This window comes from Streptomyces sp. NPDC021080 (assembly GCF_044333225.1).
GTDB lineage: Bacteria > Actinomycetota > Actinomycetes > Streptomycetales > Streptomycetaceae > Streptomyces.
Map to the genome: position 1 here is coordinate 86,876 of NZ_JBIRQM010000004.1, position 22,633 is coordinate 109,508.

Sequence of the window (22,633 nt, forward strand, 5' to 3'; positions counted from 1 at the left end):
CCGGCGAGGGCCTGGTGCGCGAGCATGGACCCCATGCCGGCCGAACGCCCCACCTCCCCCTTCACCCCGCTCGACTTCCAGCTGGTCCTGCTGCGCCGCATGGCCGACCACAACCCCGGACCGGTCGAGGACGCCCGTCACGAACTGGGGGTGTCCATCGCGGACATGCGCGAGGCCAACCGGCGCTGGCAGGCGATGCTGCGCGCCCCGCGCGCCCGCTCCGCCGCCTCGCGCTACCGCTCGGTCCTCGGTGCCCCCGAGTCCGCGTGCGAGCGCCGGATCGGCGATCTGACCTGCGAGGCCCTGCAATGGCCGGTGCCGCTGTGGCCCGGTCTGCGCTTCGAGGTCCTGCTCGCCCCGAACGGCGTCGCCTGGAACGAATGGCTCGTACGGGCCCCGGGCGCCCCCGCCCCGGCGCTGGAGACCCTGGAGGACCTGGGCCCCTGGTCCTGCACGGTCGACGAGGCGGCCCGCGCCTTCGCCCCCGCCCGGCCCCTGGAGGGCACGGCCCCGACCCGGTGGGGTCTGGCGTTCACGGCGCCCGACGCGGCGGGCGTGCCGCACGCGTGCGTGGCGGAGTTCACCTGGGGGCTGCTGCAGCGGGTGGGCGTCAGGGGGCCCGCGTCCGGGCCCCCCGGAGATCCCGGCCGGTAGTCCGCGGCCGGGACCGCACACGGGACCGCGCGCAGAACCACCGACGGACCGGGCACGGGACCGCCGACGGACCGGGCACGGGGCCCACCCACGGCACCGGGCACGGGACCGCCCCCGCGACCGCGGCCCGGCCCGACGGGCTCCGCGCCGCACCCCTCAGCGGGCGGCGGCCTCGATGATCCGGTCCACGACGACGGGGAGCGACCCGGGGTGGAGCCACAGGAAGAGGTTCGGCTCGACGAGTTCCAGTTCCATCACCCGGGGCCCGCCGTCGTCGCCGTCGACGAGGTCGACCCGGGCGTAGAACACACGGTCAGCGCCTCCCGGGACGGCGGCCAACGCCTTTTCCGCGACGGCCAGTTCGGCCGCGGTCGGCTCCCAGGCCTCCAGCCTCGGGTGGGGCGTCTTGTCCGCGTCGTAGGGCGTCCCCGGCTCCAGCACGGCTCCCTTGCGGCTGGCGTGCAGCAACTGTCCGCCGAAGAACTGGAGCGCCCGCTCGCCCCGGGTGTCGATGTCCGCCAGATACGGCTGGACCATGGCGGTCAGCCCTTCCGCGTGCATCCGCGCGAGCTGGCGAAGGGCCGTCTCCCGCTCCTTCGGCGCGTACCGGGCGGCGTAACGCGCCCCGGCCCCGGCGGTGGGCTTCACGACGAACTCGTGCTCGCCGGGCAGTTCGACCGGGTCCCCCGGCGCGAGATACCGGGTCGGCACGACCGGCACCCCCGCGTCCGCCAGGTCCCCGAGGTACCGCTTGTCCGTGTTCCAGCGCACGACCGGCGCCGGATTCATCAGCCGGGTGAGCCCCGCGCACCGCTCGGCCCACTCCACGAACTCGGCCACACGAAGGCTGTAGTCCCAGGTCGACCGGATCAGCGCCAGGTCGAACCGCGCCCAGTCGATCGCGGGATCGTCCCAGTGCACGATCTCCGCCGCCGCCCCGGCGGCCTCCAGGGCTCCCCTCAGCACGGGCAGATCCCGGTCCGCGCCGGGCTCCTCGCCCGGGTCGTACGTGACGAGCGCCATACGGGCCACGACGGACTCCCTCCTCCTACGGCATCGGTGCACGGCACCGGAGGCAGGCCTCGGACGCACCCCACCGGTACGCCGTCCCGGCACCACCCCGCCGCAGGCTAACAACCGCCCGCGCTCCCGGGCCGGGCCACACTTGACCCTCACCAAGGGGCAGGGCCCAGCATCGGTGACGGAACGAGGAACGAGGACCAGGAGCGGGTACGGCCTGGGCACGGGAGTGACGGGGTGGACGTGTGGACATGCTGACGATCGGGGCCTTCGCGAAGGCCTCCCGGCTGTCGCCGAAGGCGCTGCGGCTCTACGACGAGCTGGAACTGCTGCGCCCCGCCCGGGTGGACCCCGGGACCGGGTACCGCTACTACGCGGCGGACCAGCTCGAACAGGCCCGGCTGGTGGCGTGGCTGCGACGGCTCGGCATGCCGCTCGCCCGGATCCGGCAGGTGTGCGCCCTGGACCCGGGACCGGCCGCGCGGGAGATCGGCGCGTACTGGGCCGGGGTCGAGGCCGAGACGGCCGCCCGCCGGGACCTGGCGGCGTTCCTCGTGAACCATCTGTCACCGTCCCGAGGAAAGGACACCAGCATGCTGGAACTCCGTTGCTCCGCCCTGTCCGACACCGGTCTGGTCCGTGAGGCGAACCAGGACAGCGTCCACGCGGGGGCCCGTGTCCTCGCGGTCGCCGACGGCTGCGGTCCGGGCGGGGCGCCCGCGAGCACGGCGGCGGTACGGGCCCTGACGTTCCTGGACGACGAGCCGCTGTCGGCCGGGGGCGTCCTCAACCTGCTGGAGGACGCCGTGGAGGGCGCGGCCCGGGCCGTGGCGGACCTGGTGCCGAGCCCCGGGACGGCAGGGGCCCCGGACGGGGACGGCACCGGCAGCACGCTCACGGCCCTGGTGTGGACCGGCTCCCAGTTGGCGCTCGTCCACATCGGGGACTCGCGGGCCTATGTGCTCCGCGACGGCGGGCTGTTCCGGATCACCCACGACCACACGGTGGTCCAGTCGATGATCGACGAGGGCCGTCTCACCCCGGAGGAGGCGACCACGCATCCGCAGCGCTCCCTCCTGCTCAAGGCGCTGGGCACCGCCACCGCCCCCGTACCGGATCTGCGGCTGCAGGACGTCCGGCCGGGCGACCGCTACCTGCTCTGCTCCGACGGACTGTCCACCGTCGTGCCGGACGAGGGGATCGAGCGGCTGCTCGCGTCGGCCCCCGGCCCCGACGCGGCCGTCCGGGCCCTGGTCGGGGCGGCGAACGACGCCGGCGGGCCGGACAACGTCAGCTGCGTGGTCGCGGACGTGGTCGAGGCGGCCCCTCCGGCCGGATACCGGTCCGCTTAGCGGGCGCACGGGCCGGCCCTTCGGTCCACGGGCCGGCCCTTCGGCGCGCGGCTCGGCCCTCCCGGTCCTCGGGGCAGCTCTTCGCCGGGCGCGGGCCGGCCCTTCGGCCCTCGGAGAAGCCCTTCGGTCCCGCTCGGGTCAGGCCTTCGGACCGCGGCCGGTCCCGGTCCCGATACCGCGCGGGCCGTTCCCGGTCGCCGCGGGCGGGACCGGGCGCGCGGACCGGTCCGGGGGCCTGCGGTAGCCGAGGGAGGTCTCGATGGCGCGGCCGACCGGGTCGACGGCGGCGTTGTCGCCGGAGCCGGTCACCCAGGAGCGGAAGACACTGGCCAGCTGCAGCCCGAAGGCCTCGGCCTGCGCCTCGTCCGCCTGACGCGATCCGTCGCGGGCGGCGACGGCACGGGCGACCTCCTGCCGGAACGGCGCCCGCGGTCCGGGACCGCCCCAGCCGGAGCGGTCCGAGAGGGCCGCCCGGGCGACAGCGGTGGCACCGTCCACGTGGTGGTCGCGATGGCCTTCCTTCATGTGCCACAACTCGTGTCCGAGGATGACGAGTTGCTGCACCGTCTCGGCGCGCTCCTCGACCACGACGAGGTCGAAGTCGCTGAACTCCATCCACAGACCGGTGACTTCGATCTCGTCCGGGAAGCGCTCGAAACGGAGCTGGACCGGGCGCCCGCCCCGGAGCCGGCTCATCTCCTCGCAGAGGGCCTCGGCCAACTCCCGCATGTCGACGGGCGTATCGATCCTTCTCCGCAGCACCCGGCCGAGTTCCACCGCCAGCGCCCGCATCTCGGAGCGGACTCCGCGCGGACGCAGCGCCGCCACGAGCCTTCCGACGGAACCGGCCAGCCTCGTCGTCATCGCTCGGCCTCCCCGCCGTACAGGACGTGCTGGAGACCGGGCCGCCTCCCGCTCTTCGCGAGGTACGCCCCGTACGGGCCCCGCACACGCCCCCGGACGGGGGCAAGGCGCTCGCGTCTCTCGGGGAGGTGCGGCGGGGACTGACTCACCAAAGGTCTCCCGGCAGTTGACTCATCAAGTTGTGACGCGAGCCCGACACTACGTGTCCGGGTCCGTCCACGCCACGGTTCCCGAACGATCGTTCCCGGTTTCCGGACGATCCTCACGGCGCCTGCTCTCCCCCTCCACCTCCTCGGCGCGATCGTGCGGCCGACCCCCCGGTCCTCGATCCCGATCGTGTAGGAAGAAGCCTGTCCGTCCCGGTGAAGTCCTCTCGGCAAGGAGTCCTCGTGTTCTCCCTCTTCCCGGCCCTGTTGGGCGGTTCGGTCGCGGACCGGTCCGCGCTCCGCTTCGGCGACCGGTCCCTGACGTACGCGGAACTGGCCGCCCGCGCGGGAGCGCTGGCCGCACGGCTCGACGGCGCCGGAAGGGTCGCCGTCTGGGCGACGCCGACCCTGGAGACGGCCGTCGGTGTCGTCGCCGCGCTGCTCGCCGGGGTGCCGGCCGTGCCGCTGAACCCGAAGTCCGGGGAGAGCGAACTCGGCCACATCCTGGGCGACAGCGCGCCGTCCCTCGTGCTCGCGGCCCCGGGGGACCTGCTCCCCGCCCCGCTCGGTGCGCTGGACCGCATCGACGTCGAGGTGACGACGGAGACAGGAGCGAAGACAGGGGACGAGGCGGAGGAAGAAGCAGGAGCGGGAGGACGGGCGGGGGAAGAGGCGGACGGCGGGACCGAGGCGGTGGTGACCGTGACGGCGGCGGTCCGCGACCCCGGCTCGCCCGCCCTGGTCGTCTACACCTCCGGCACCACCGGTCCGCCCAAGGGCGCGGTCGTCCCGCGCCGGGCGATCGCCGCGACCCTGGACGCCCTGGCCGACGCCTGGCAGTGGACCGGCGACGACGTGCTGGTGCACGCCCTGCCCCTGTTCCACGTCCACGGGCTGATCATCGGCATCCTGGGCCCGCTGCGGCGCGGCGGGTCCGTACGGCATCTGGGCCGGTTCAGCGCCGAGGGCGTGGCGCGGGAGCTGGACGCCGGGGCGACCATGCTGTTCGGGGTGCCGACGATGTACCACCGGCTCGCCGAGGCGCTCGGCGAGGAGCCCGGGCTGGCCAAGGCGCTGGGCCGGGCGCGGCTGCTCGTGTCGGGCTCCGCCGCGCTGCCCCTGCACGACCACGAGCGGATCACGGCCGCGACCGGGCGCGGGGTCGTCGAGCGGTACGGCATGACGGAGACCCTGATGAACACGAGCGTGCGGGCGGACGGCCCGGCCCGTCCCGGCACGGTCGGTGTGCCGCTGCCCGGCGTCGACCTGCGGCTCGTCGAGGAGGACGGGACGACGATCGCCGGGTACGAGGCGGACGGCACCCCGGCCGGTGCGCACGACGGCGAGAGCGTCGGCGAGATCCAGGTACGCGGACCGAACCTGTTCACCGAGTACCTGAACCGGCCCGACGCCACCGCCGCCGCGTACACCGCCGACGGCTGGTTCCGCACCGGCGACATGGCGGTGCTCGAACCCGACGGCTCGGTCCGTATCGTCGGCCGCAAGGCCACCGACCTGATCAAGAGCGGTGGGTACAAGATCGGCGCGGGTGAGATCGAGAACGCGCTCCTCGAACACCCCGGGGTGCGGGAGGCCGCCGTCGCCGGGGAGAGCGACGCCGACCTCGGTGAGCGGGTCGCGGCCTGGATCGTCCCGTTCGACCCCCAGGCCCCGCCGTCCGCCGAGGAACTGGCCGACCATGTGGCCCGCAGCCTCGCCCCGCACAAGCGGCCCCGCACCGTGCGCTTCGTCGAGGCGCTGCCCCGCAACGACATGGGCAAGATCCTCAAGCGGGAGCTGCCGCGTGACTGAACGGATCTCCGCCCGCGAGACCATCGCCCTGATCACCGACAGCTTCGCCGAACTCCCGTCTCCCGCAGGAGAGTTCCCGCCCGACGGCCCGCTCTCCTGGCAGGGGTACGGCGACGCTCGGGCGCGCGCGGCGGCCCGCACCGGCGAGGAGGAGTCCGTCGTCTGCGGCACCGCGACCTTCGGGACGGCGAGTTTCGGCACGACGATCGACGGCAGGGCCCCGCTCGGCCCGGTCACCGCCGTCCTCGTCGCCTTCGAGTTCGGCTTCCTCGGCGGTTCCCTCGGCGAACGCACCGGCGACCGGCTGGAGGCGGCCTACGACCATGCCCGTACGCACCGGCTGCCCGTCGTCTCGCTCGTCGCCACGGGCGGCAGCCGGATGCAGGAGGGCATGCTCGCGCTGACCCAGCTCCAGCGGGTGGCGCGGCAGTCGGCGCTCACCAGGGAGGCCGGGCTCGCGCAGGTCGCGGTCCTGCGGGACCCGACGACGGGCGGCGGCTGGGCCACGCTCGGTGCGGGCGCCGACGTGACCCTGGCGCTGCCGGGCGCCCAGGTCGCCTTCGCGGGGTCCCGGGTCCGCCCGCGGGACGCGGACCCGGCCGCGTACACGGCCGAGGCGCAGGTCGCGGCGGGCTCGGTCGACGCCCTCGTACCGAGGGACGGGCTGCGGGAGGCGCTCGCCCTGTGGCTGGACCTGCTCACCCGGCCGGCCGCCGGGGCGGCACCGGTCCCGGCCGCGCTGGGCGAGGCGACCGACCTGCCCGCGACCGGCTGGGACGCGGTGCGGCGCGCCCGGGCCGGCGGACGCCCGCGCGCCGAGGCCTACTTGGACGCGTACTTCACCCGCCGGGCGGCGATCGGCGGCGACCGCTGCGGCGGCACCGACGACGGCGTGCTGTGCGGCTTCGGCCGTGCGCACGACGGACGGACCGTCGCGTACGCGGCCCAGCGCGGGACGGCGACCCGTCCCGCCGGATACCGCACGGCCGCCCGGCTGGTCCGGATGGCGGGGCGGCTCGGCATCCCGGTCCTGACGCTGGTGGACACCCCGGGCGCCGCGAACGACGCGGACGCCGAGCGGCAGGGGGCCGGAGCGGCGATCGCGGACCTGTTCGCGGCGGTCGCCACCGCGCGGACGCCCGTCACCACGCTGGTGATCGGCGAGGGCGGCTCGGGCGGTGCGCTGGCGCTGGCCGCTCCCGGCAACACCTGGGCCACGCCGGACAGTTACTTCTCCGTCATCGCGCCGGAGTCGGCGGCCGCGATCCTCAAGCGGCCCGCCGACGAGGTCCGGGCGACCGCGGACCAGCTCCGGCTGCGGCCGCAGGACCTGCTGGACCTGGGGGTGATCCGGGGCATCTCGCCGCACCGCCCCGGAAGCTGAACGGACGGCGGCCGCCGGCTCTCCCCCCGTCCGGAGGACCCGGCGGCCGCCTGTTCCACGCGGGCGCCACGAGGGTGGCCGCCCGCTCTCCGGCACGCCGCCACAGCGGTGGCGGTGTACCGGAGGGAACGGACCGGGCGGCGGGCTCCCGCCCCGGGCGGCCCGCCACCCGGCGGCCGGTCAGCGCACGCCCACCGCCCGGATGATCTCCTGGCCGACCGAGCCGCCCCGGTCGTCGTGGGCGGAGGCGCGCAGCGACACGAACGAGGCGCCGCGCGGAACGGTCAGCGTGCCCTTCCAGCGGGCCGGGCCGCCGGTCAGCGGGACCGTCTTCCAGGTGGCCCCGTCGTCGTAGGACACCTCCAGCTTTCCGCCGCCGAGGGTGCCGGTGTCCGGCGCGCCCTTCACGTACTCGGCGTGGATGCTCACCGGCACCCGGCCGCCGCGCACGTCGCCCGCGAGGTCGGTGCCGATGTCGTAGCCGAGGTTGATGAGCGGGAGGAAGGTCCACCGGTCGTCCGGGGTGGCCGCCGAGCGGACGGTCCACTCGGTGCGGCCCTCGGTGGAGAGCTTCCAGCGCCCGGGGTCGAGGGTGGTGTCCGTGACGACCTTGTAGGTGTGCTCGTCGGCGGGCGCGTCCCAGACGTATCCCGCGGAGCTCTGCCGCCGGGCGAGCAGGACACCGTCCTGGTAGACCGCGGTGAACTGGGTCATCCCGGTGTCCTCGCTCCACACGTCGCCGAAGCCGGTGTGGTCGGGCCCGGAGTCGCCCCAGCCGGGCGTGTTGAACTGGATGACGTTGCCCGCGCGCTGCTGGCCCCAGCCGAGTCCGGTACCGAGCCAGGGGTGCCAGACGGGCTTGAACCAGTTCAGGGTCCGGTGGGTGCCGCCCTTGTAGGCGACCAGGCCGCTGCGTTCCTCCAGCGCGCCCGTCCCGACGTTCACGGACTCCATCCAGGTCTGTCCGGTGCCGGTGGAGACGTAGTCGGTGCGCTCGGCCGGGTAGTCGATCCGCTCCTGGAATCCGAGGCCGATCGGGAAGGGGTCGGCGATCGAGTAGCGGTACTCGCTGCCCGGGACGGGCTTCACCGCGTGGAACCTGGTGTCCAGCACGGCCAGTTCACCGCGGCCGGGCTCATAGGTGAGACCGTGGTCCGGGACGGCGTCCTTGTAGCCGTGCGAAAGGTCGTACACGTACGGCGAGTTGCGGGTGCCGGTCATGTCGACGGTCCGCTGCGCGCGCAGCCGTGCCGCGTCCGCCATGTCGACCGTGGCGACCTGCAGCGGCCGGTCCTCGTAGGAGTCGGTGCCGAACCAGGCGTTGAGGCGGCCCGGAGCGTCGTCGGTGACGAACAGGGCCTTGGCGCCCGCGTCCTGGGCCGCCTGGGCGAGCGCGGCCGGTGAGACGCCGTCGGTGAGCTTCGCGAGCACGGCCTTGCCGCTCACCCCGGTGAACGGCCCGTCCCCGACGTCGACCAGCGGAAGCCTCGTGCGGCCCTCGGTCAACGTGGTGCCCGGCTGGACGACCGTCTCCTTGACGCCCGCGACCTCCAGGAGCGGCTTCCCCAGCCGCCACACGGTCCGGTAGTCGAAGGTGCCCTCGGTGACCTTCTCGGTCGGGGCGGCGAACACGCTGTCGTACTTGACGGGAAGCTGGACCGCGTCGAACAGGTCGGAGCCGCCGCCGGCACGGTCGTACTCCATGATCAGTTGCCGGGTCTCGGTGCGCCGGTCGACCTTGGCGCCGATCTCCCGCAACGTCCTTCCGTCCAGGGTGACTTCGCGGTCCTGGTCGAGGGCGACCTGGGGTGCGGCGAGGAAGCCGAGGCCGAGGGAGTCGGCGCCGTGGCTGCCGCGCACGTCGAGGAACGACGTGAGGCTGTACGTGCCGGGGCGCAGCCGCAGCTTCAGTGTTCCGGAGTCGTCGACGGCCGCGGAGTAGGCGTCGACGTCCTTCGCCAGCTGCTGCACGACGAGGTAGGCCGCGGCCGGAGCGCCGTCCCGGTCCTTCACATGGACGGTGAGCGTGTACCGCTCCTCCTCCTTGACCAGCCCGAACGCGGTGTGCGCGACGGGGGTGCCGTCCACCGACGCCACGATCCGCCCGGAGGTCTGGCCCACGGGCGCCTTCCGGCCGTCGCCGGTGAGCGCGGTGGAGGCGGTGCCGTGCGCGGGCACCGTGAGTGTGGTGTCGGCGAGGGTGGCGACACCCTCGCCGGCCCCCTCCGCGGCGAGCGTCAACCGCACCGCCGCGTCGGAGGAGTTGGAGTAGGTGATCGTCCTGGTGACGGGCTTGTCGTCGTCGTAGGGCCAGCCGACGAAGCCGAGGTCGACACTGCCGGTGGCGGTGACCTTCGCGTCGACCGCGTCCGGGACGCTCACCCGGCCCGCACCCAACTGGTACACGGAGGCGTCGAGTTCCTTCGAGGTGGACATCAGCGCGTCCTTGAGCTGTGCGCCGGCCCAGTCGGGGTGTTCCTGGGCGAGCAGCGCGGCCACGCCCGCGACGTGCGGCGTCGCCATCGACGTACCGCTCATGGAGGTGTAGTAACCACTGCCGCCGACGAGCTGGGAGCGGGCGGCGAGGATGTCGACGCCGGGCGCGGAGAGGTCGGGCTTGAGCGCGTTGTCGCCGTAGCGGGGACCGGCGCTGGTGAAGTAGGCGGCCTGGTCGGAGGAGTCGACCGCGCCGACGGTCAGGGCGGAGTCGGCGGCGCCGGGCGAGCCGATGGAGGAGGGGGCGCCGGTGTTGCCCGCCGCGATGACGAAGAGGGCGCCGGTCTCCTTCGAGAGGGTGTCGACGGCCGCGGCCATGGGGTCGGTGCCGTCGCTCGGCTCGGTCGAGCCGAGGCTCATCGAGATCACCTTGGCGTGCACGTCCCGCGCGGCCCACTCCATGCCGGCGATGATCTGCGACTCGCTGCCCGAGCCCTGGTCGCTGAGCACCTTGCCGACGGCGAGCGTGGCCTCGGGGGCGACGCCCTTCTCCTTGCCGTCGGAGGCGGCGCCGCTGCCGCCGACGGTGGAGGTGACGTGCGTGCCGTGCCCGTTGCGGTCGGCGACGTCCTCCCCGTCGATGAAGCTCTTGGTCTGCCCGACCCGGCCGGCCAGGTCGGGGTGGCTCGTGTCGACGCCGGTGTCGAGGACGGCGACGGTCACGCCCTTGCCGGTGAGCCCGGCCTCCCAGGCCTTCGGGGTGCCGATCTGCGCGTTGCTCTCGGCCATGTCGGCCTTGACGCGTCCGTCGAGCCAGACCTTGCCGATCCCCGTCGGCCCGGTCATCTGCCGGGTCATCGCCTTCCAGAAGGTCCGGCCCTTGTCCGCGTCGAGGGCCGCGCCGCGGATGCTCGGCAGCGACCGGGTGCGTTCGGCGCCGCCCGGGACGGCCGCGCGGGCCTTCGGGTCGTACGTCACGATCAGCGGCAGCTCACCGGTCTGCCGGTCGGTGAGCCCCTGCCGTACCAGCTCGCTCACGTCGAACAGCCGCCGGTCGAGGGTGCCGGCCCGCAGATACGGCAGTGCCTCGTCCGGTACGACGGTGACGGTCCCGTTCGCGACCTGGGTGCGCACGGCCCCGAAGGCGCCTCGGGGACGTACGACGGAGACGGTCTTCTTCCCGCCGCCGACGTCGGTGACGGTCACCTTGTCGCCGGTCACGAGGGTGACGGTGTGCGCGGTGCCGGCGGCCTTCGCCGCGGCCGGGGTGCGAGTGGTGTCCGCGGTGCCGGCCGCGGCGAGCGCGCCGGCCCGCCCCGCGGGCAGCAGGGCGAACACGAGCCCGGCCGACAGCAGCGCCGCCGGTCGTATCAGTGGTCCTCTGGTCATTCATGGCCTCTTTTCGTCGGCCGTGCGCGCGCCGGGCAGGGGGTGGCGCCCGGTACTTGCGAAGAGTCTCGGGGGGCTCCCGCCGCGAAGGCGCCGACGGGACCTGGCGGGAAGGCGCCCTGGCGGCTTCCCGCCAGGACATGCCGGTAGGAGCCGCAGAAACCGGGACAGCCTCAAGTGGCGGGCGCGGCAACGCCGTTGTCACGGCGACCGGTGCGTCGCTCCGGGTGCTCCGCGACGGAGGCCGGGACCCGGCTCCGCGGGTTCGAGCCCGGCGGGCGGCTCGGGGCCGCGGCAGGCTCCTGTCCGGAGACGGGATCGCGTTCAGGGATCGGATTCACCGCGGCGGCGGGCGTCCGGCGACGCGGCCCGGCCGGACGGCGCCGGACCACCCGTCCGGCGGTGCCTCGCCCGGCCGTCCAAAAGGGGCGCCCGGCGCGTCATGCCCTCAGGATGTCCAGAGAGGACCGCCGCCCGGCGGAGCCCCGCGGTCTGCGCACTCGGGAGGACCTGCCATGACAGCCAGTCTGGAGCAGCTGCGCCGCTGTCACTTCGCCGTCGACCTGGGCGCGTCGCGGACCCGCGTGTGGGTGCGGGGCGCGGGCCTGGTCGTCGACCAGCCGAGCGTCGCGGCGATCAACACGAAGACGGGCGCGCTGATCGCGGTCGGGGAGTTCGCGGAGCGGATGACGGGCCGTACGCCCGACTACATCCGGGTGGTGCGCCCGGTGTCCGGCGGCACGGTCGTCGACATCGACATGGCGCAGCGGATGCTGCGCAATCTGCTGGGCGACAAGGTCCGGCGCACGCTGCGCCGCAAGCCCCGGCTGCGGGCCGCGGCCTGCACCCCGCACGACGCGGACCCGCTGGCGCAGCGCGCCACGATCGAGACGCTGGTCGGGCTGGGGGCCCGGCGGGTCGAGCTGGTCGACACCCTGATCGCGGCGGCGGTCGGCTGCGGACTGCCCGTCGAGCGGCCCGAGGCCACCATGATCATGGTGTGCGGGGCCGCCGCGACCCAGCTCGCCGTGCTGTCGCTGGGCTCGATCGTCACCGCCGAGCGCATCCCGGTCGGAGGCGAGGCCGTCGACCACGCGATCGTGCAGCACCTGCGCCACCAGCACGAGCTGATGCTGCCGAGTCAGGCCGTACGGCCGCTGCAGCTCGCCCTGTCGGGGAACGGGCTGACCCCGCACGGACCGGCGCTGACCGAGATCCACGGGCGGGACGTGGCGACCGGTCTCGCGCGTTCCGTGAAGGTCGACACGGCAGCCGTGCGCTTGGCGATCGAGACGCCGCTGACCGCCGTGCTGGACGGCGTCGGCAAGGTGCTGCGGTCCTGCCCGCCCGATCTGGTGGCCGACGTCGCCGACCGCGGGATCATGATGGTCGGCGGCAGCGCACTGCTTCCCGGGCTCGACCAGATGCTCCGGCAGGCGACCGGTGTGCCCGTGCACATCGCGGAGCGGCCCGACGTCTGTGCCGTCCAGGGCCTCGGGTACATGCTGGAGGGCAAGATCGAGCCGATGGTCCTGAACCCGCTGGCGAACTGACGGTCCGGCGCCCGAGGGCCTCGTATGACCGATCCCGTGCCCGGTCTCACGCCCCTTCTCGAGGCGGTCCTCAGCGTCGGCGGCGAGCTCGAACTGCGCGCGACCCTGCAGCGGATCGTGGACGCCGCGGCCGAACTGACCGGGGCCCGGTACGCGGTGCTGGGGATGCGGGACCCGGCGCGGGACGGGCTGGTACGGATCCGCACGGCGGGACCGCCCGCCCCGGAGGCCGGCCCCGCGTCCGGGGAGCCGGAGGCGCCCGGGCCCGAGGACTTCCTCGAGTCCGACATCTGCCTGGACGTTCCCATCCGGGTCGACGACGAGGTGTTCGGCAACCTCTGCCTCGCGGACAAGCCGACCGGGCCGGTGACCCGTGAGGACGAAGAGCTGGTGCGCCTGCTCGCCACACAGGCCGGTATCGCGATCGGCAACGCCCGGCTGTACGAGACGGCCCGGCAGCGGGAGCGCTGGATCGAGGGCGTCGCCGCCGTCACCACCACCCTGCTCAGCGGCGGGACCGGCGCCGACGCGCTGGCGACGGTGGCCGAGCGCGCCCGGATGCTCGCTGGGGCCGCGGCGGGGATCATCCTCGAGCCCACGGGCGACGGCGGTATGAAGATCGTGGTCGCCTCCGTCCCCGGGGATCCCGTCGGCATCGTGGGCACCACCATCGCACCCGGCAGCCCCCTCCTCGAACAACTCCTGGGCGGGGAGCCGGTGTTCATCGAGGACTCGGCGACCGACCCGAGGTTCACCACCCCCGTACGGTCCCGGTTCGGGCCGAGCATGCTGCTGCCCCTGCAGACCGAGGGCCGGCTCATCGGCACGCTGGCCCTCCCGCGCGGGCGCGGCGACCGCCCGTACACGGAGGTCGAACGCCTGCTGGCCACCCAGTTCGCCTCGCAGGCCGCGCTCGCCCTGGTCCTCGCCGACGCCCGGCACAGCCGTGAACTCCTCGCGGTGTACGAGGACCGGGACCGTATCGCCCGTGACCTGCACGATCTGGTCGTACAGCGACTCTTCGCGACCGGGATGATGCTGGAGTCCACCCAGCGCAGGAACGCCGCGCACGCGAGGGGGGACGGCGAGGGCGGTGACGGCGGGGCCGAGGAGGTGTCCGCGGCCCTCGGCCGGGCGGTCGACGAACTGGAGGCCACGGTCCAGGAGGTACGCACCGCGATCTTCGCGCTGCAGCAGCCGCCGGCCGACGCCCCCACCACGTTCCGCGGGAAGGTACTGCGCGAGACGGCCGGCGCGGCGGCGGTTCTCGGCGTCCGGCCGTCCACCCGGTTCGCCGGCCCGGTGGAGAACACGATCACGGATCCGGTGGCCGGCCGGCTGCTCGCCGTGCTGCGGCGCGCACTGGCCGCCGCCTCGCGGCGCTCCGGGGTGTCACGGATCGAGGTCGTCGTCGATGTGACGGTGCCCCTGCCCGACGGCCGGCCCGGGGTCCGGCTGACCGTCCACGACGACGGCGACGGCGACGGCGTCCCGAACGGCACGGACGTCACCTGGCAGTCGGCGCTCTAGCGGCCGGGAGCCGACCGGGCACGGGGGGTCCGGACAACCGTCGGCAGGGGTCCGGACAACCGCCGGCGTGCGACCCGGGAGCGGACTCTCCCGGACGGACCCCGTCCTCCCGACACGACGCGGCCCGCCGGGTGCCCCGCCCGGCGGGCCGTACTGCTGTGGCCGAGGGTGGGTCAGTACGGCAGCAGGCGCCCCGACGGCGTCCTGCGGTCGATCGGCATCTCGCGCGAAGCGGCGGGCCGGCGGTTGACGCGAATCCGGACCTGACGGTTCATGACCCCTCCTCATGACGAATGGGACCGGCGTCCTCGTCGACGCGCATAGACGCATGGTGCCCACGGATGTGCCCCTCCTACCCTCCGAGCAGGATGTTCCGTCACCGGCCCCCGCGCACGGGCAACGCGCCCGACCGTGGTCCCTGTCTCGCGGGCCCGTCCGTGTTCACCTGGAACGCATGAACAGCAGACACGGAGCGCGCGTCACGCAGTGGTGGGAAGCACTGGATCCTTCGGCGCGAAAGGCCCTCCTCGATCTCCACCTGGTGGAGGGCGACAGGCTGCCCGAGGAGTTCGTGCGGGGCCTCACGGACCACGGCATCCACCCCGTCCAATGGGAAGAACCGGAAGCCGGGCACCTCGTGCCCGGGGAACTGGTGGCGTTCCTCGCCGAGAAGCGGGCCGCGGGCACCTGACCGTCCGCCCCGCACGCCGGGAGCCGCGGGACCGGCGCGGCGGCAGTGCGCCGGAACACCGGCCGGCGGTCCCCCGGGACCCGAAACCCCCTCACGGGAGGGGGCCGCCGGACGGTGCCGCCCGGCATGCCCGCGGCCGGGTCGCCCCCGTGGCCCGCCGTGTCCCACGACCGTCCCAGCGGTGATGCGTTCCCACAGGTCACAGGCGTGGGACTGTCCCGCCGTCCCGATCCGGAGCCAGAGGATCCACCCCCAGGGCAGGCGCTGCCAGCATGGCCGGCGGCCGGGATCTCCCGGCCGATGACCAGAGGGGGAACACCAGATGGGAACAAGGACGCTACTGCGGGGCCTGACCCTCGCCGTGGCAGCGGTCCTGCCCCTGTCCGGGTCGGCGGCGGTGCAGGCGGCACCGGCCACGGCCGCCGCGGTCGCGGTCTGCGGGCACACGAGCGAGCAGCCCACGCTGAAGCAGGGATCCACGGGGGACGCGACGGTCGAGGCGCAGTGCGAACTCGACCTGGCGACCAAGCCGAGCCGGTACGCGCCGATCGCGGCGGACGGCTCGTTCGGATCGGGGACGGAGACGCGGGTCAAGGAGTTCCAGCGGTGCGCCGGGCTGAGCGCGGACGGCGTGCTCGGCCCGAACACCTGGGCGGCGCTGAACACCTGGGCCGCCCAGCCGCACACCTGCGCGACCCAGGGCGCGGCGGGCACGGCGCAGGCGACCGTGTGCGGCCACACCGACACGCGCCCGACCCTGAAGCAGGGCGCGAAGGGCGATGAGGTCAAGGAGGTCCAGTGCCGTCTGAACCTCGCCATGGAGCCGTTCCACTACCCGCCGCTGACCATCGACGGCGACTTCGGGGGCGGCACCGCGGACCGGGTCGTCGAACTCCAGCACTGCGCCAACCTCAGCGCCGACGGCACGGTCGGCCCGAACACCTGGGCGAAGCTGGTCGACTGGTCCAGCCGTAACACGTACTGTGTCCCGCCCCACCCGGCCGGCCACCCGATCGACGGGCTGGACACGGCCAAGTACCAGCACCCGGGCGGTGCGCCGATCGACTGGAAGGCCGTGCGGGCCTCGGGCGTCGAGTTCGCGACGGTCAAGGCCACCCGGGGCATGAACGTCACCGACGAATACCTCGCCACCGACCTCGAGGCGGCCAGGGCGGCGGGGCTGGCCGTCGCGCCGTACCACTTCTACACGGGCACGGCGGCCGACACGGGTGCCGCGCAGGCCGACCGGTTCATCGCCGCCGTGCGGGCGACCGGTTACACCGGGAAGCGCGCGGGCGACCTGCCTCCGATCTTCGACCTGGAGCGCATGGACGACGGCAGCGGGCGCTGTCCCACCTACGGCACGGTGGCCGACGCCAAGGCCTGGCTCGACCGGGTGGAGAGCGCCTTCGGCCGCGTCCCGATGATCTACACCCAGAAGTCCTTCCTGGACGACTGCATGGGTTCGACCACCGCCTTCGCCCGGTATCCGCTGCAGCTCGCGGACTACCGCCAGTCGATCACCCAGCCGCCGCTGCCGAACGGCTCGACGACCTGGGCGATGTGGCAGTACACCGACGCCGCGGTCTTCCCGGGCCTGCGGGCGCCTGCGACCGGGGACGTGTTCAACGGCACCCAGGCCGATCTCGACCGGCTGGCCAACCGGTGATCCCGGCCGCCACCGTCGCCGTACCGAGGAGCGTCCCCATGACCGCCCGGTTCGCCCGCGCGTCCCTCGTCGCCCTGCTCGTCGCCCTGGGCTTCACCGTTCCGGCGCCCGCCTCGGCCGCCACCGCCACCGCCGCCACGAGCTGTTACGGCGGAGCGGTCACGGTGCACTACGGGGAGGTCCGCGACTTCGGCCCGTACGTGACCACGAGCCGCTGCACGGACATCAACATGCGGATGACCGGCGGCGACGCCGATTTCGGCTGGGCCTGCGTGCAGTTCGAGAAGGTCGGCGCCTGCAACCACTGGACCAAGATCGGCCGGAGCTGGACGACCATCGCCACCGACGTCCTGAACGGAACCAGGTTCACCGTGCCCAACGGCGTCGACCTGGAAGGCAGTTCCGCCACCTTCCAGATCGCCTTCTGACCCCCTCACCCACTTCACCGAACGGAGACCACCATGATCAGGACCAGGGCGCTCGCCTCGGCTCTCGTCACCGTGGCCGCACTGCTGGGAGCGGGTGCCGCGCCCGCCGCCGCACAGTCCTCGGCCGCGGCGACCAGCTGCTACGGCGGCGCGAAGGACCTGAACTACCGCTACCACGTGGGACCCAAGGAGTACGGCCCCTACACCACGTCCTCGCGGTGCGGTGACATCAACATGCGGCTCACCACGGACGACCAGGGGTTCCTGTACGCCTGCGTGGTGTTCATCGACCACACCGACAAGTGCAACAACGACAACAAGTACTCCCTCCACGGCACCCCGTGGGCGACCGTCGCCACCGACGTCAAGGACGGCACCCGCTTCGTCCTGCGCGTCGGCCCCTATGACACCGACGCGCAGAACGTGAACTTCCAGCTCGCCTACTGACCTCTTTCCGCTCCTTCTCGCACCACCGTTCCGAAAGGACGACGATGACTTTCCTGTTCCGCTCCGCCGGCCGCTCCCTCGGCAGTCGCTCCCTCGACCGCCGCAGCATGCTGCGCGGCACGCTGGCCGTCGGCGCCGGCCTGGCGTTCGGCCCGCTGCTGCTCTCCGGTACCGCGCAGGCCTACTCGTGGTCGCGCACCATGAAGCAGGGCGACAGCGGCGCCGACGTGCTGGAGCTGCAGATCCGGGTCTCGGGCTGGGCGGCCGACAGCGCAAGCCACACCCGGGTCGGCCTCGACGGTGACTTCGGTCCCGGCACGGCCGCGGCCGTCAAGCGGTTCCAGGCCGCGTACGGTCTCGACGACGACGGGGTCGCCGGTCCCAACACCCAGGCGAAGCTCAACGCGCTGGAGCAGTCGGACGGTTCCACGGCCCACTTCAACTGGAGCGAGTTCGTCGACCAGTCGAACGGCACCTTCGACGGCGGCAAGCTGAGCGCGGCGGCCACGAAGGAGAACGCCCGGCGCTGCATGTACAAGCTGGAGGCGCTGCGCAAGAAGCTGGGTGACAAGCCGATCACGGTCAACTCCGGCTTCCGCAGCATCGCGCACAACGCCGACATCGGCGGGGCCAGCGACAGCATGCACCTGTACGGCACCGCGGCCGACCTCGACGTGCCCGGCGTGGCCACCAAGACCGTCTACCAGAAGGCGGAGACCTGCGGGTTCTCCGGTCTGGAGCGGTACACCGTCGACCACCAGCACGTCGACAGCCGGGCCGACCTCGGCCGCGACTGGTGGTGGGAGAGCGGCACGGTCTGACGCCGTCGCGGATCGCCCGGGGCCGATCCCCGGCACCGGGCGATCCGGAGGCGGATCACCCGGGTACCGCGGGGAAGTACCCGGGCGTTCCGCCCTTGCGCGTCTCGTCGCCCGGCGTCCGGGCGCTCGGCACTCGGCGTTGGGGCGCCCGGTGCTCGGGCGCCCGGCGTTCGGGCTCGTGTCGTGCTTCCGGACCTCGGCTCTTCCGGGGCGTCCTTCGCGCCGTCAGCTCTTCAGGTGCCCTTCGGGGCGTCCTTCGCATCCTTCGCGTCCTTCGTGTCCTTCAGCGCCGCCTCGCAGGACGGCCAGTCGTGGAAGTCGTGCCGGACGCGCCACAGCCGGTGGGCCGCCTGGATGTTCCACTCCGGGTCGAACGCCCGCAGCGGCGTGCCGCCGAGTTCCCGCAGGCGGACGTCGGAGATCTGGAACACGCCCCAGTTGCGGCTGCCGTTGGTGTTGGGCAGCACCCACAGCGGGTCGAGGAACGAGGCGCAGCGGGCGATGGCCACGGCGGTGCGGGGGTCCTCGGTGAACACCTCGCGGATCCGCTTCGCCACCCTGTCCTTCGACCAGGTCGCCATGCGCACCTTGTGCGCGTAGAGCGCCTTCTTGGTGGGCTCGTCGACCACACTGCGGGCCGGCATGCCCGCCAGCACCTGGAACGCGGTCAGTCTGTTCAGGGTCTCGGGCCCGAAGTCCCCGTCGACGGCGAGCCGGCCCCCGGCCCGCACCAGCAGTTCCTGGACCTCGCGCACGCACTCGTCGTGCTGTCCCATGCTGACCGTCCTGCACGCGGAGGAGTACAGCAGCCCCTCGTCGGCGGGCGGCGAGGGATCGCCGGGCATCCACACGAAACCGGCCACCAGAGCGGTCACGACCACGACCGCGGCGGCCAGCACCGCGAAGCGGGAGGACAGCCTCTCGGGCACCCGGGGCCGTCGCGGCTCCACGTCCCCGGCGGGGGTGATGTCCGGCGTGAGGATGTCGCCCGGTCCGGAACCCGCCTGCGCGGGCACGATCGGGCCTCCGGATCCCGGCTGCGGGGCCGGAACCGATGCCGGATCCGGTACCGGAAGCACAACCGGTGCCACAGCCGCCTCGTCCTCGCCGGTCACCGCGGACCCACCGGTCGCGGGCGACACACCGGTCGCCGCAGCCGCCGCGGTCGCGGCCGGTGCGTTCCGTTCGGTGTCCGCCAGCGCCCACAGGCGGTGCAGTTCGCGGAGCTCCTCCGGACTGGCTCCGCACACCTTGGCGAAGGAGTGCACGACCCGGTAGTCCGTCGGGACGCCGAGGCCGGAGCAGTACCGATGCAGACTGGAACCGCTGACGCCCGCCTCCTTGCCGAGACGGTCATAGCCCCGGCCACTGCGGTCCTTCAGCATCCGAAGGCAGGCGGCGAACTTTTCGGTTTGCGAAGGGGCAGCCACGCATCCACCCTTGCTCAAGCCTCTACTGACGGGTAGAAGCTACACCGCGGAAACCTGTGTCCGCCCTTTGAGTGCCGGAACGCGATCGCCAACGACCTCTTCAAAGACGGTATTTGAAAAAGTGTCGACAGACGGGACCGCCGTCACGGCGTTCACCTCGGCTCCGGCCGGCCTCTGCCGACGATCACGCACGGGCATGGGTGTGAGCTCGCGCCATGAGGTTGACGTGCGGTGTCCGGCGGACAGGGAGGCGACGGATCGGGATCGCACCGGCACACGGGCCGCGGGACGACGGACGCACTCCGACCGGACGACAGACACACTCCGGCCGGACGACGGACAGGCTCATGACCGGACGAGGGATCTCGCTCACGTCCCGGGGTGGGCGTCCGGGGCTCTCGACGGCCTTCCGGATCACTCCGCGACCCTCGGGGCCTCAGGGGGCCTCCTGGCCGTCTCCGGGCTCCTGGACCGCTCCGCGCCCCGCCTCGGGGCAGCCGTCCCGGAAGCCGGCGACGGCCGGGGCCGAGGTCTGCGTGGTGGGGCGGGTGGGACTCGAACCCACGGCCGACGGATTATGAGTCCGCTGCTCTAACCGGCTGAGCTACCGCCCCGTTACGGCGCGCCGCGCACATTTGTGCGCGCCGTCTGCCGCAGCATAGCCGCTCATACGATCTCCTGCTCCGGCTGGTCGGCTTCGCGCGACCATGACGCCTTCGGCATGCCCTGAGCGGTTCCCGCGGACATGAAAAAGGACCCCGAAGGGTCCTCTTTCGTTGCTCTCCCGACTGGACTCGAACCAGTAACCTGCCGGTTAACAGCCGGCTGCTCTGCCAATTGAGCTACAGGAGATCGAGCTCCCCCGACTGGACTCGAACCAGTAACCTGCCGGTTAACAGCCGGCTGCTCTGCCAATTGAGCTACGGAGGATTGATCTTTGCATCGAACGCACCTACCTGGGTATTCGCCAGGGGGCGTGCGCTCGCTGCGACACATACATTAGCGCAAGCAGGGGGGTGCTCCGCCAATCGGTTCCCTCCGCACCGATGCCGACGCAAGGGAAGGGTGGCCGTCATGCGCTACCGGCTCACGTTCGTCGCCGGACTGGCCCTGGGTTACGTGCTCGGCACGCGGGCCGGGCGCGAGCGCTACGAACAGCTGAAGAAGTCCATGCGCCAGGTCGCGCAGAACCCCGCGGTGCGCAACACCGCCGAGACCGCGGCCCAGCAGGGACGGGAGATCGCGGGCAAGGCGCTGCACACGGTGGGCGAGAAGGTGGGCGACCGCGTCCCCGCCTCGGTCTCGGGCCGGGTCCGCTCCCTGCGGGACCGGAACACGGCCGGCACCGGCGAGGACGACTGGGGCACCAGCAACACCTAGAACCTGCCGTTCGGATCGTGTCGCGGGGCGCCGGGTGAGGCCTGTGTGCCGGCCCGGCGCCACCGGCTCCCGCCGTACGGCAGAATTTCCGCCATGGGGATAGTCGCCGGGTTGGACAGTGCGCCCGATTTCACTCGCATCGTCGTCTGCGACGCGGACACGGGTGCCGTTCTGCGGCAGGGGTATGCGCCACATCCGGTCGACGGTGCCGAGGGCGGCGGCCGTCGTTCCGACGTGGATCCGCAGGCCTGGCTGCTGTCCCTGGGCGAGGCCGCCGGGGGCGGGCTGCTCGAAGGCGTCCAGGCCATCGGCGTGTCGGCCCAGCAGAACGGGCTCGTCCCGCTGGACCCGCAGGGCAACACCGTGCGGCCCGCGATGGTCGGCGGCGACAAGCGGGCGCAGGTCGCGGCGGCCGATCTGATCGACGCGCTCGGCGGGCGCGAGGCGTGGGCGCAGGCGGTGGGCAGCGTCCCGCAGGCCGCGCAGCCGGTGACCAAACTGCGCTGGCTGAGCAAGACCGAGCCCGAGGCGGCGCGGCGCACCAGCATGCTGCTGCAGGCCCACGACTGGCTGGTGTGGCAGCTTCTCGGGCGCCCCGTGCGCAGGACCACGGACCGCGGCGGGGCCTCGGGGACCGGGTACTGGTCGGCGGCGACCGGCGCGTACCGGCAGGACCTCGTCGAACTGGCACTCGGCCACCAGGCGGGGCTGCCGGACGTGCTCGGCCCCTCCGAGGCCGCCGGGACCACGCCCGAGGGGCTGCTGATATCCGCCGGGACCGGCGAGACCATGGCGGCGGCGTTCGGGCTCGGCATCGGGCTCGGCGACGCCGTGGTGTCGCTGGGCGCCTCCGGCTCCGTGATGGCCGTCCACCCCGAGGCGCTGGCGGACTCCACCGGCATGATCACCTCTCTGGCGGACGCGACCGGCATGCACCTTCCGGTCGTCACCACGCTCAACGCCGTACGGGCCCTGCGCGGGGCAGCCGAGATGCTCGGCGTGCCGGACCTGGAGGGGCTGTCCGAGCTGGCGCTGAAGTCGACGCCGGGCTCGCACGGGCTCGTCCTGCTGCCGTACCTGGAGGGTGAGCGCACCCCGAACCTGCCGCACACGGCGGGGACGCTGTCCGGTCTGCGCCGGGAGTCGATGAAGCCCGAGCACCTGGCGCGGGCGGCCTTCGAGGGCATGCTGTGCGGGCTCGCGGACGCGCTGGACGTGCTGCGCGGCCGGGGTGTCGACGTACGCCGGATCTTCCTGCTCGGCCAGGCCGCCGAGCTGCCCGCCGTCCAGGCCGTGGCGCCCGCGCTGTTCGGCGCGCAGGTCGTCGTACCGCAGCCCGCGGACTACGCGGCGCTCGGCGCGGCCCGTCAGGCGGCCTGGGCCCTCGGCGTCTCGCAGGGCACCCTCGACCCGCGGACCCCGCCGATGTGGCAGGGGCCGGTCGCCCAGGTGCTGGAGCCCGGCGAGGAACTCGCCGTGGGGCAGGCCGTACGGCAGCAGTACGTCTCCGTGCGCGAACAGACACATCCCGGGGCGTTCCGGGCCTAGCCCTCGCGCGGGCGTACGACCGAAGGCGGAGGCGGCGTCCTCTTTTGGGCCGCACTTGGGTCAATCGGTTGAGGTAACG

At 73.5% G+C, this 22,633-nt stretch carries 18 protein-coding genes and 3 tRNA genes; 13 read left to right on the plus strand and 8 right to left on the minus strand.

Translation table 11 applies throughout. The annotated features are described in order from the left end of the window. The first annotated feature begins 24 nt into the window (after nucleotides 1-24). Nucleotides 25-654 (plus strand): hypothetical protein, encoded by a 630-nt coding sequence (locus tag ACH4S8_RS11140; RefSeq protein WP_398392443.1) that lies wholly within the window; start codon nucleotides 25-27, stop codon nucleotides 652-654. A gap of 156 nt (nucleotides 655-810) precedes the next feature. On the opposite strand, the gene ACH4S8_RS11145 is transcribed toward ACH4S8_RS11140, so the two are convergent. Next, nucleotides 811-1,686: a RimK family alpha-L-glutamate ligase gene (locus ACH4S8_RS11145; RefSeq protein WP_398392444.1), complete on the minus strand. Its 876-nt coding sequence runs from the start codon at nucleotides 1,684-1,686 to the stop codon at nucleotides 811-813. 233 nt (nucleotides 1,687-1,919) lie between these two features. On the opposite strand from ACH4S8_RS11145, the gene ACH4S8_RS11150 reads away from it, so the two are divergent. Further along, nucleotides 1,920-3,026 (plus strand): MerR family transcriptional regulator, encoded by a 1,107-nt coding sequence (locus ACH4S8_RS11150; protein ID WP_398392445.1) that lies wholly within the window; start codon nucleotides 1,920-1,922, stop codon nucleotides 3,024-3,026. 138 nt (nucleotides 3,027-3,164) lie between these two features. Here ACH4S8_RS11150 and ACH4S8_RS11155 read toward each other — a convergent pair whose 3' ends face one another. Continuing rightward, a complete protein-coding gene (locus ACH4S8_RS11155) occupies nucleotides 3,165-3,890 on the minus strand; it encodes a toxin-antitoxin system, toxin component (protein ID WP_398392446.1) in 726 nt (241 codons plus the stop codon). A gap of 389 nt (nucleotides 3,891-4,279) precedes the next feature. On the opposite strand from ACH4S8_RS11155, the gene ACH4S8_RS11160 reads away from it, so the two are divergent. Then, entirely contained in the window at nucleotides 4,280-5,848 is a 1,569-nt protein-coding gene (locus tag ACH4S8_RS11160; protein WP_398392447.1) for an acyl-CoA synthetase, read from the plus strand. Continuing rightward, entirely contained in the window at nucleotides 5,841-7,232 is a 1,392-nt protein-coding gene (locus ACH4S8_RS11165) for a carboxyl transferase domain-containing protein (RefSeq protein WP_398392448.1), read from the plus strand. The genes ACH4S8_RS11160 and ACH4S8_RS11165 overlap by 8 nt, the downstream gene beginning before the upstream one ends. 180 nt (nucleotides 7,233-7,412) lie before the next feature. On the opposite strand, the gene ACH4S8_RS11170 is transcribed toward ACH4S8_RS11165, so the two are convergent. Next, complete coding sequence (locus ACH4S8_RS11170) at nucleotides 7,413-11,057, minus strand: S8 family serine peptidase (RefSeq protein ID WP_398392449.1); 3,645 nt, start codon at nucleotides 11,055-11,057, stop codon at nucleotides 7,413-7,415. 515 nt (nucleotides 11,058-11,572) lie between these two features. On the opposite strand from ACH4S8_RS11170, the gene ACH4S8_RS11175 reads away from it, so the two are divergent. The 7 genes from ACH4S8_RS11175 (at nucleotide 11,573) to ACH4S8_RS11205 (ending at nucleotide 18,196) form a co-directional block, all read left to right on the plus strand. Beyond that, entirely contained in the window at nucleotides 11,573-12,610 is a 1,038-nt protein-coding gene (locus ACH4S8_RS11175; protein WP_328452794.1) for a rod shape-determining protein, read from the plus strand. 24 nt (nucleotides 12,611-12,634) lie between these two features. After that, nucleotides 12,635-14,140 carry a GAF domain-containing protein gene (locus ACH4S8_RS11180; protein ID WP_398392450.1) on the plus strand — a complete coding sequence of 502 codons (1,506 nt, stop codon included), beginning with the start codon at nucleotides 12,635-12,637 and terminating at the stop codon, nucleotides 14,138-14,140. A gap of 454 nt (nucleotides 14,141-14,594) precedes the next feature. Beyond that, on the plus strand, nucleotides 14,595-14,831 hold the full coding sequence (locus tag ACH4S8_RS11185; RefSeq protein ID WP_398392451.1) for a hypothetical protein: 237 nt from the start codon (nucleotides 14,595-14,597) through the stop codon (nucleotides 14,829-14,831). Nucleotides 14,832-15,153: 322 nt separating this feature from the next. Continuing rightward, a complete protein-coding gene (locus ACH4S8_RS11190; protein WP_398392452.1) occupies nucleotides 15,154-16,500 on the plus strand; it encodes a GH25 family lysozyme in 1,347 nt (448 codons plus the stop codon). Between the two features lie 38 nt (nucleotides 16,501-16,538). After that, the gene (locus tag ACH4S8_RS11195) at nucleotides 16,539-16,928 is read left to right on the plus strand and encodes a hypothetical protein (protein WP_398392453.1); all 390 of its coding nucleotides are present in this window, start codon (nucleotides 16,539-16,541) and stop codon (nucleotides 16,926-16,928) included. 33 nt (nucleotides 16,929-16,961) lie between these two features. Beyond that, the gene (locus tag ACH4S8_RS11200) at nucleotides 16,962-17,375 is read left to right on the plus strand and encodes a hypothetical protein (protein WP_398392454.1); all 414 of its coding nucleotides are present in this window, start codon (nucleotides 16,962-16,964) and stop codon (nucleotides 17,373-17,375) included. A gap of 44 nt (nucleotides 17,376-17,419) precedes the next feature. Next, nucleotides 17,420-18,196, plus strand: coding sequence for a D-Ala-D-Ala carboxypeptidase family metallohydrolase (locus tag ACH4S8_RS11205; protein ID WP_398392455.1), 777 nt, complete (start codon nucleotides 17,420-17,422; stop codon nucleotides 18,194-18,196). Nucleotides 18,197-18,429: 233 nt separating this feature from the next. Here ACH4S8_RS11205 and ACH4S8_RS11210 read toward each other — a convergent pair whose 3' ends face one another. From ACH4S8_RS11210 to ACH4S8_RS11230, 5 genes are all read right to left on the minus strand, one after another. Next, nucleotides 18,430-19,626, minus strand: coding sequence for a helix-turn-helix domain-containing protein (locus ACH4S8_RS11210; protein WP_398392456.1), 1,197 nt, complete (start codon nucleotides 19,624-19,626; stop codon nucleotides 18,430-18,432). 436 nt (nucleotides 19,627-20,062) lie between these two features. Then, on the minus strand, nucleotides 20,063-20,191 hold the full coding sequence (locus ACH4S8_RS11215; RefSeq protein WP_398392457.1) for a hypothetical protein: 129 nt from the start codon (nucleotides 20,189-20,191) through the stop codon (nucleotides 20,063-20,065). Continuing rightward, nucleotides 20,164-20,240 (minus strand) — tRNA-Ile (locus ACH4S8_RS11220). Before ACH4S8_RS11220 ends, ACH4S8_RS11215 begins: the two co-directional genes overlap by 28 nt. A gap of 165 nt (nucleotides 20,241-20,405) precedes the next feature. Next, nucleotides 20,406-20,478: transfer RNA gene (locus tag ACH4S8_RS11225), tRNA-Asn, on the minus strand. A gap of 5 nt (nucleotides 20,479-20,483) precedes the next feature. Beyond that, nucleotides 20,484-20,556: transfer RNA gene (locus ACH4S8_RS11230), tRNA-Asn, on the minus strand. A 144-nt stretch (nucleotides 20,557-20,700) separates the two neighbouring features. Between ACH4S8_RS11230 and ACH4S8_RS11235 the strand changes: the two genes are divergently transcribed. Both ACH4S8_RS11235 and ACH4S8_RS11240 read left to right on the plus strand, forming a co-directional pair. After that, a complete protein-coding gene (locus ACH4S8_RS11235; RefSeq protein WP_398392458.1) occupies nucleotides 20,701-21,006 on the plus strand; it encodes a YtxH domain-containing protein in 306 nt (101 codons plus the stop codon). Nucleotides 21,007-21,099: 93 nt separating this feature from the next. Continuing rightward, nucleotides 21,100-22,554 (plus strand): FGGY family carbohydrate kinase, encoded by a 1,455-nt coding sequence (locus ACH4S8_RS11240; RefSeq protein ID WP_398392459.1) that lies wholly within the window; start codon nucleotides 21,100-21,102, stop codon nucleotides 22,552-22,554. The last annotated feature ends 79 nt before the right edge of the window (nucleotides 22,555-22,633 follow it).

Coding starts and splice junctions, on each gene's coding strand:
- ACH4S8_RS11170 (WP_398392449.1), bottom strand. CDS start 11,057: ATGACCAGAGGACCACTGATACGACCGGCGGCGCTGCTGTCGGCCGGG.
- ACH4S8_RS11200 (WP_398392454.1), top strand. CDS start 16,962: ATGATCAGGACCAGGGCGCTCGCCTCGGCTCTCGTCACCGTGGCCGCA.
- ACH4S8_RS11185 (WP_398392451.1), top strand. CDS start 14,595: ATGAACAGCAGACACGGAGCGCGCGTCACGCAGTGGTGGGAAGCACTG.
- ACH4S8_RS11240 (WP_398392459.1), top strand. CDS start 21,100: ATGGGGATAGTCGCCGGGTTGGACAGTGCGCCCGATTTCACTCGCATC.
- ACH4S8_RS11205 (WP_398392455.1), top strand. CDS start 17,420: ATGACTTTCCTGTTCCGCTCCGCCGGCCGCTCCCTCGGCAGTCGCTCC.
- ACH4S8_RS11180 (WP_398392450.1), top strand. CDS start 12,635: ATGACCGATCCCGTGCCCGGTCTCACGCCCCTTCTCGAGGCGGTCCTC.
- ACH4S8_RS11235 (WP_398392458.1), top strand. CDS start 20,701: ATGCGCTACCGGCTCACGTTCGTCGCCGGACTGGCCCTGGGTTACGTG.
- ACH4S8_RS11190 (WP_398392452.1), top strand. CDS start 15,154: ATGGGAACAAGGACGCTACTGCGGGGCCTGACCCTCGCCGTGGCAGCG.
- ACH4S8_RS11195 (WP_398392453.1), top strand. CDS start 16,539: ATGACCGCCCGGTTCGCCCGCGCGTCCCTCGTCGCCCTGCTCGTCGCC.
- ACH4S8_RS11175 (WP_328452794.1), top strand. CDS start 11,573: ATGACAGCCAGTCTGGAGCAGCTGCGCCGCTGTCACTTCGCCGTCGAC.
- ACH4S8_RS11155 (WP_398392446.1), bottom strand. CDS start 3,890: ATGACGACGAGGCTGGCCGGTTCCGTCGGAAGGCTCGTGGCGGCGCTG.
- ACH4S8_RS11140 (WP_398392443.1), top strand. CDS start 25: ATGGACCCCATGCCGGCCGAACGCCCCACCTCCCCCTTCACCCCGCTC.